Annotated in this window: 9 protein-coding genes and 1 pseudogene; 4 read left to right on the top strand and 6 right to left on the bottom strand. The window is 69.0% G+C overall.

Features of this window, described 5'->3' with window-relative positions; all coding sequences use genetic code 11:
* Positions 1-118 precede the first annotated feature (118 nt).
* Together A5700_RS06410 and A5700_RS06405 are read right to left on the bottom strand one after the other, a co-directional pair.
* Positions 119-619, bottom strand: coding sequence for a hypothetical protein (locus A5700_RS06410; protein WP_068071302.1), 501 nt, complete (start codon positions 617-619; stop codon positions 119-121).
* Positions 616-822 carry a hypothetical protein gene (locus A5700_RS06405; protein ID WP_068071304.1) on the bottom strand — a complete coding sequence of 69 codons (207 nt, stop codon included), beginning with the start codon at positions 820-822 and terminating at the stop codon, positions 616-618. The genes A5700_RS06410 and A5700_RS06405 overlap by 4 nt, the downstream gene beginning before the upstream one ends.
* 443 nt (positions 823-1,265) lie before the next feature.
* Between A5700_RS06405 and A5700_RS25145 the strand changes: the two genes are divergently transcribed.
* Positions 1,266-1,454, top strand: coding sequence for a hypothetical protein (locus A5700_RS25145; protein WP_082960542.1), 189 nt, complete (start codon positions 1,266-1,268; stop codon positions 1,452-1,454).
* Between the two features lie 42 nt (positions 1,455-1,496).
* Here A5700_RS25145 and A5700_RS06400 read toward each other — a convergent pair whose 3' ends face one another.
* The 3 genes and pseudogenes from A5700_RS06400 to A5700_RS06390 all read right to left on the bottom strand — a co-directional run bounded on the left by A5700_RS06400 (position 1,497) and on the right by A5700_RS06390 (position 3,588).
* Positions 1,497-2,039, bottom strand: coding sequence for a GNAT family N-acetyltransferase (locus A5700_RS06400; RefSeq protein ID WP_068071306.1), 543 nt, complete (start codon positions 2,037-2,039; stop codon positions 1,497-1,499).
* A 9-nt stretch (positions 2,040-2,048) separates the two neighbouring features.
* A complete protein-coding gene (locus tag A5700_RS06395) occupies positions 2,049-2,531 on the bottom strand; it encodes a hypothetical protein (protein ID WP_068071308.1) in 483 nt (160 codons plus the stop codon).
* 18 nt (positions 2,532-2,549) lie between these two features.
* Positions 2,550-3,588: pseudogene (locus tag A5700_RS06390) on the bottom strand (phosphotransferase family protein).
* Positions 3,589-3,713: 125 nt separating this feature from the next.
* On the opposite strand from A5700_RS06390, the gene A5700_RS06385 reads away from it, so the two are divergent.
* On the top strand, positions 3,714-4,658 hold the full coding sequence (locus tag A5700_RS06385; protein ID WP_068071310.1) for a class I SAM-dependent methyltransferase: 945 nt from the start codon (positions 3,714-3,716) through the stop codon (positions 4,656-4,658).
* A gap of 378 nt (positions 4,659-5,036) precedes the next feature.
* Positions 5,037-5,231: a hypothetical protein gene (locus tag A5700_RS06380; protein WP_197502867.1), complete on the top strand. Its 195-nt coding sequence runs from the start codon at positions 5,037-5,039 to the stop codon at positions 5,229-5,231.
* 82 nt (positions 5,232-5,313) lie between these two features.
* On the opposite strand, the gene A5700_RS06375 is transcribed toward A5700_RS06380, so the two are convergent.
* Complete coding sequence (locus A5700_RS06375; protein ID WP_068071311.1) at positions 5,314-6,264, bottom strand: zinc-binding dehydrogenase; 951 nt, start codon at positions 6,262-6,264, stop codon at positions 5,314-5,316.
* A 77-nt stretch (positions 6,265-6,341) separates the two neighbouring features.
* On the opposite strand from A5700_RS06375, the gene A5700_RS06370 reads away from it, so the two are divergent.
* A complete protein-coding gene (locus tag A5700_RS06370; protein ID WP_068071312.1) occupies positions 6,342-6,755 on the top strand; it encodes a MarR family winged helix-turn-helix transcriptional regulator in 414 nt (137 codons plus the stop codon).
* Positions 6,756-6,761: the final 6 nt, after the last annotated feature.

The raw sequence follows: 6,761 nt of genomic DNA, 5'->3' as shown, positions 1-6,761 counted from the left end.
TAGTACGTCCCTAGGTATTGGCACGTTCCCGGGTCCGCGTGCGCCGGCTGCGCGGCGGCGACCGCGGTGGCCGCGAATGCTGTTGCGCCGGCGATGCCGGCAGATACGAGTACTTTTCTCATCGGCTCCCCCTGCATTGGTTGGGTTGTCGGCCAATGTTCGGCGGCCCGACGGCGCCTTGGTCGAAGTTTGTTCGCGGCCGCCGCAGACGTCGCATGGGCGCGGCCAGCATCGGTGTTGTCGGCCAGCTGTTCAGCACATGCCGGCTGGCGACCACGCCTGCCGATCGAACCGGGACGGTCGCTGGCGGCTGGATTGGTGACAGGTAATCGCGCGCGAACACCGCGCCGGCGATTTCCTGCCGGTAGTCAAAATTCGCTCGAGCGATGATGCTTGCTCGCCGGCGGTTGCGGTGGTCGACGAGCACCGCGCAGACGACGACGAGCAGCGGCACGAAGAACCATGGGTACGCCAGGAAGACGCCGGCGACGGTGTAGAGCGCCGGCAGGCCGACGAAGACGCCGGCGCACACCGCGGCGGCCGGGTGGCGATCCGCCCAGGCGGCCCCTTTGGGCCGCCTGGACTCGTAACCGCACCGCAGGCACTCGCGCCCGTTCACGCCGCCCGATCCAACTCGTCGACGACCCACCGTTCCAGCTCGTCGATGCTTGTGCCGTTGCACTGGGCGAGTCGGCGGTTTGCGTTCTCGGTTCCGTGTCGCCGCTCAAGCTCGTAGGCCAATTCGAGCAGCGTGACGGCGAGGTCGCGGTCGGACATTGGCTCAAAGTCGATGCGGCGGTTGTTGTTGGTTGTCATGCTCATATCTGTCGAACTCCTTATTCCGTGTGTCAGTTCGGCCACTGCCCCGGGGCCGGCTCGAATCCGGTCGCCGGGGCCCATCAGCCTGTTTTCGTCGTTGTCGTGAAATCAATTGCCGTTTCTCTGCGAGATGGATCGGCGGTGATCTGGCGCTACGCGGCCGCGATCGGTCTCCACTTTCCCGATATAAACGCCCGTGAACCAACCTAGATTCGCGTGGACGGCCGCACATCATGTTTCCTCAATGATGTTGGGCCACAAGCCTTTTATGGACGTCAATAGACGCGCTCGGACGCGCGAATATATCAGAAGGTTAGGGGTTCGAATCCCTTCGGGCGCACTCTCGACTTAGATCCCGGCGCCGACCTCGCCCGCGCCGAGTAGACACAAATCGTTAAGACCGAATTTCTTGTCTCACCCGACCGATCGGCGATAGCTTCCGGCGCATGACTACGACAAGCATTGCGCGAATTGGTGGGGGCGCCGGCGGTGGCCGGTACGGCGGCGGTGCCGGCGGTGGCCGCTTCGGCGGTGGCGCGGGCGGTGGCCGGCACGGCGGTGGCGCGGGCGGTGGCCGGCACGGCGGCGGCGCCGGTGGCGGCCGTTTCGGCGGTGGCGCCGGCGGCGGCCGCTAACTCAGATCGACTCCCACCCCGGGTCCGGACACGGGCCCGGGGTCAACTAATGGGGCCGGGCGGTTCCCCGCGATCGCCGGCGCCCAGTAGATCGAGTTGCAGCCATGCGACGTCGTGCCAGCCGTCGTGCTTCCACTGGACCCGCCGGTACACGCCCGCCTCGGTGAAGCCCAGCGAGCGGTGGAACGCGGTGCTGGCCTCGTTGGGTTGCGTGATGCCCGCGAACGCGCGTCGATAGCCGCGTTCGGCCAACCGCCCCAGCAGCCGTGTGTAAAGCTCGCGGCCGGCGCCGCTGCGCTGGTGTCCCGCGTCCACGTAAATCCCGGTCTCCGTCGACCAGCGAAAGGCGGGGAACCGCGTCAGGGTATGCCCGTAGGCGAACCCGACGACCCGACCGTCGCGCTCGAGCACCAGCCATTCATGCTGCTCGCGGGCTGAGGCGATCCGGGAACCCATCTCCTGAGCGGTCGGAACCTCCAGTTCCCAGCTGACCGCGGTGTTCTCCACGTACGGCCGGTAGATGGCCAGGCAGGCCGCGGCGTCGCGCGACTCCGCCGGGCGGACGAGGCTGCCTGTCGCGGCCATGCGGCTGCGTCAGGGCCGCGGCCCGCCGGGGCCCCCGAACGGTCCGCGCCGCGGCGGGACGGTCACGGTCTGCGTCACGGTGCTGGTCTCGTTGCTCGGCGGCGCGGTGGTGCTCGGCGGCGCCGTGGTCGTCGGCGTGTCGGTGCTCGCCGGCGGCGCGGTCTCGGTGACCGTCTCGGTCGGCGCGCCGCCCCCGCCCCCGCCGTGGTGCCGCGGCGCCTCGGTGGTCGCCGGCGCGGCGCTGGACGGTGCCGGTGTGGTTGTGGTGGCCGGGCTTTGGGCCGGACCGCCCGAGGTCAGTTTGACCACCGTGAAGACCAGCGCCGCCAGCAGCACCACCCCGACCGCGCCGGCGGCGACCAGCGCGGCCGGTCGGCGATACCACGGAGTCGGCGGCGGCGGCGGTTCGGGCGCGGCGTCGTAATACCCGCCGTAGCGCGCGGCCGCGGTGGGCTCGGAGTAGTAATCGGGTTCTTCGGGATACGGCGGCACGAACGAGATGCTAGTAGCTCAAGCCTCGTTGTCGATGAGCCGCAACGCGCGCTCGAACAGATACACGGTGGCCGCGTGCAGTTGGTCACCGACGGCCCGGTCCGCCTGACCCGCGTAGGCGCGGGCCAGGGTCCCCTCGATGACGATGCCCAGCTTGAAGCACGCCAGCACCACGTACCAGGTCAAATGCGTCAGGTCCCGGGTGGTGTTGGCGGCATACCGCTGTAACAGGTCGTCCGTGCTGGCCAATCCGTCCTGCCCGCCCAGGGCGTGGCTGAACACCGCCGAACCGTCGGATTGGCGCCAGGTGGCCAGCAGCCAGCCCAGGTCCAGCAGCGGGTCGCCGATGGTGCTCATCTCCCAGTCGACGATCGCGACCACGTCGGGGCCGGTGCGCGAGAACATGACATTGGCGGCGTGGTAGTCGCCGTGCATGATGCCAGGCGTCCACTGGGCCGGCCGGTGTTGCTCCAGCCAGGACGAGACTTCCCACACCCCCGGGATCTGCGGCCCCGGGTAGCCGTCGTATTGGTTAGGAGTCCAATTCTCCCAGCCAGCGGGGCACCTGGCGCTCGAGAAATCCCTCCGGCTTGCCGAAGTCGGCGAGACCGACCGCGACGTGGTCGACGGCGCCCAACCTGGCCAGCGCGTCGGCCATCGACAACCCCATGTGGAACCGCACTCCGGGGTCGGCGGCGTGCAGGGGCGGCAGGCCCTCGCCGGCGTTGAACCCGTCGATGGGCTCCATCAGATAGAAGACGGCGTCGCCCAGGACGGCGGGGTCCGCACAGGTGGCGATCAGATGCGGGTGCGGAACGTCCGAACCAGCCAGCGCGGCAAGGACTTTCGTCTCCCGCAGGATGACGCTGTTGCTGCGGGCACGCAGGTGTCGCGGTCCACGCCGCAACACGTAGGGACGCCCGGCCCTGGTGAAACGCAACATCACGTTCTGGGTGCCACCGGTGACGGTGGCGACGTCCTGGATCGGACCCTCGCCGAGCCCCTGCGTCGACATCCATTCGGCGACGGCGGCCAAGTCCACGGCCTGCGGTGTCATGGCACTCCTTTTCCAACCTGTGGACCCTCTGGGAAAAGCGTAGGCCAGGGCCGGCGAGCGGCCGCTGGGCGGCGGCGGCTGGAAGAATAGTGTGCATAACTTACTTTCTGGGAAGGGGAACGACGATGCCGCGGACCGAAAACGATTCCTGGGACATCACGCACAGCGTGGGCGCCACCGCACTGGGGGTTGCGGCGGCGCGGGCCGCGGAGACGGCGAGCGAGAACCCGCTGATCAACGATCCGTTCGCGCGCGTGTTCGTCGACGCCGCGGGCCCCGGCATGTGGAGCATCTACACCGATCCCGACTTGCTGGCCAAGGCCGTCGAGGCCGAGCCGGAGGTGCGGTCGCGGATCCAGCTGATGATCGACTTCATGGCGACCCGGACCGCCTTCTTCGACTCCTTCTTCCTCGACGCGGCCGACGCGGGGGTCCGGCAGGTGGTCATCCTGGCGTCCGGCCTGGACGCGCGCACGTGGCGGCTGCCCTGGCCCGACGGCACGGTCGTCTACGAACTCGACCAGCCCAAGGTGCTCGATTTCAAGTCCCACACCCTGCGTCAGCACGGCGCCAGCCCGACGGCGCAACTGGTCAACGTTCCGATCGATCTGCGGCAGGACTGGCCGAAAGCGTTGCAGGAGGCGGGCTTTGACGCGTCGCGCCCGGCGGTGTGGTCGGCCGAGGGTCTCGTCCGCTACCTGCCGGCGCAGGCCCAGGACCTGCTGTTCGAGCGGATCCACTCGCTCAGCGTCCCAGGCAGCTGGCTGGCGTCTAACGTGCCGGGCGCGGGCTTCACCGACCCGGCTCTGGTGGCGCGTCAGCGCGAGGACGAGCGGCGGATGCGGGACGTGGCCGCCAAGCTGGTCGACGGTGAAGTCACGGACTACGGCGACCTCTGGTACCCGGAGGAGCGCACCGCCGTGGACGCCTGGTTGCGCGAGCGTGGCTGGGACGTGGCGGCGTTGACGTTCCCCGAGCTGATGGCCCGTTACGGTCGCGCCTTGCCGTCGGGGGACGAGGACGCGATGCCGCCGACGGTGTACGTGTCCGCCCAGCGCCGGGCCGACTGACCTCGACTCCGATAACCGACGCACCGCGCCGGGAGGCCGGGCGGCCGCCGGCGGCAATCGCCGCGCAGCAGCGGGTGCGACGGGCGGCCGCGGCCCTACGGCAAAACGGCCCGTGGCCGCCGTCGCGCCGAACTCGTTGACAGCAAACCGAATAGGTGGCTCTGCGCGCGTGGCCTGCCCGGTGCGCGGCGGCGGGGCGAGCAACGTAACACCTTGCGGCGGAACGGGATTTTGCCGATTTGCTCCGCGGCTACGAGGACGGCTGTGTTGTAAAGACGTTATGTCACAACATGATTCAGATGCGTTGATCGACTCGGCCGCGCGGGTACAAAGGTCGGCGTGAACAAAACAATTCGCATTGCAGCGTCATCGTTGGTCATGAGCGCCGGACTGGGGCTCATCGGTGTGGGGGCGGCGGCGCTGGCCGAAGCCCAGCCGGCGCCGCTGCCGGATTACCACTGGTGCCCGGGGCAGTTCTGGGACCCGGGCTGGGGCGGCAACTGGGATCAGGGGCGCTGCCACGACGACCACTTCCGCGACGGAGAGCCGCGCGATCGCGGCCATTGGCACTGACGCCGCGCCGCTCGTGGTTGTGTCCGCTGTCCGTCACCGTGGCCGGCGCCTCTCCCGTCGGCCACGGTCGGACTCACGGCAACTAGGGCGTCAGCACGATCCGCTCGTCGACGTCGGTGTCTAACCACGCCGACTCCACCTCGGCGAGCGGGACCCCGCGAGCCGCGACATCGAAGGTGCCCGCGGTGATTTCGCTGATCAGCGCTGGCATCTCGACCAGGAAGTCGGCGGCGGACACCGACCCCTGGCCGCTGCCGACGATCTGCAGGCGCGACGAGCGAAGCGCCGCGGAGGCGATGTCGGCCGAAGCGCCGGCGACTGCGCCGATCTCGATCCAGGTCAACGGTTTTCCCGGGTCCGTGCGCACGGCCGCGATGCCGGCCATCAGCTCCGCGGTGATCGGGCCCCACAGGTAGTCGACAACGACGTCGACGTCGCGGGCCAGGTCGGCCAGTTCGGCGAGTGCCGCGGGCCCGTCGAGTTGCACGACGGCGTCGGCCCCCAGACCGGGCAGTGTCGCGAGCCGCTGCGCGTCCCGCCCCGCGCCGATGACATGACCGGCGCCCAGGTGCTTGGCCACCTGCACCGCCAGCCGCCCGGAGCTTCCGGTGGCGCCCAGCACGAGAACCGTTTGCCCGGGGGCGAACTGGATCCGCTGCCGCAGCGCTACCCACGAGGACATCACCGGGTTCGCCGCTGCGGCCACCAGAATCGGGTCGACGTCGTCGGGTAACTCGACGCTGCGGCGTGGGGCGATGACGGTCCGCTCGGCCATCGCACCGAGGGTGGTCTCGGGCAGGACGAAGTAACGCAGACTTCCGTCGGGTGCGCGCCCGACCCCGTCGATGCCGGGCACCAGCGGCAGCACACCGGAACTCGTGTAGTGCGACCCGTTGGCTTGGGAGCGGACCCGCGGACTCAGTCCCGCGGCAACCACGTTGACGACAACCTCGCCCGGCGACTGCGCTACGGGGTCGGGGAACTCGCGGTAGCTCGGCGGCTTGTCGAACGCGGTGACGACGGCAGCGCGCATCGGACCCTCCTCAAATAGTTCGTATTGAGAACTAAAAATAGATCGTAATACGAACTATTGCAAGTTATAGTTCAGCCATGGACACGGCGGAGGATCTGAGAGACAGCCTGGTGCAGATGTCGTTCACGGTGGTCGCGGCGCTGAGTCGCGTTGCGGCCGAACATGATCTGTCGCTGACTCAGCTGCGGGTGCTCGGCATATTGCGGGATCGCGAACCGACCATGGCCGAGTTGGCCGGCTACCTGGGTCTCGAGCGCTCCACCGTCAGTGGCCTCGTAGATCGAGGCACCCAGCGCGGCTTGCTTCGCAAGAAGGCCGACCTCGCCGACGGCCGGTCGGTGCGGGTCTGCCTGACGGCGGAAGCGCGGCGCCTGGAGGTGGTGGTGCTGGGGAAAATCGGCGATCTCCTGGCGCCGTTGACCGATCGCCTGGGGCAGCCTGAGCAGCAGCGACTCGCCGGCCTGCTGACCAAAGCCCTCGGCAACGGCTAGCCGAAT

This window comes from Mycobacterium sp. E1214 (assembly GCF_001666755.1).
Lineage (GTDB): Bacteria > Actinomycetota > Actinomycetes > Mycobacteriales > Mycobacteriaceae > Mycobacterium.
This window is presented reverse-complemented; position numbering and strand designations above follow the sequence as displayed.